Below are 540 nucleotides of genomic sequence, written 5' to 3' on the forward strand. Positions count from 1 at the left end.
TCTAACAGGGATATCTTTGGTTTCTAGCTCCTTATGTATTTTATATTTATTATCTATATCCTTTGTATATAAATATCTTATTTCATAGCCAATTTTGTCTGCAAATTTGTATTTATCATATCTCTCTACACCTCTTTTTCTATTTGGATCATCATACCACATTTCATATAGAGCAGAATATGATAAGGCTCCAGTTTTATATATATTCGAACGCGGAATTTCCTCTTTGCAATTATATTCACTAAAATATTTTACGATATAGTTTTTTTCATTAAAACTAGCACCATAACCATATGTTCCATTATCCTTATGTGGTATTCTTTTACTATCTTTATTGCTTGGATCTATAAAAAATGATACTTCATAAAATGAGCTTCCAAGCCATTTTTGAACCTCATTTTTTCTATAACTACAAATTGAAGTCCCAATACAACTAGATAAGAAAAATGCCAATATAATAAAAGATAAAATTTTTTTCATTCTTGCTTCCTTAATTCTTTTCCTTTTAATATAGTTTCTTTATAATCCTCCGTTCCATGA

At 27.2% G+C, this 540-nt stretch carries 1 protein-coding gene; it reads right to left on the reverse strand.

Features of this window, described 5'->3' with window-relative positions; all coding sequences use genetic code 11:
* Positions 1-480, reverse strand: a 480-nt coding sequence (locus U5B17_RS09670) for a hypothetical protein (RefSeq protein ID WP_430805142.1), incomplete at its 3' end; no start/stop codon positions are given.
* Between the last annotated feature and the right edge of the window lie 60 nt (positions 481-540).

The sequence above is a fragment of the Campylobacter australis genome, from assembly GCF_050586305.1.
Lineage (GTDB): Bacteria > Campylobacterota > Campylobacteria > Campylobacterales > Campylobacteraceae > Campylobacter_A.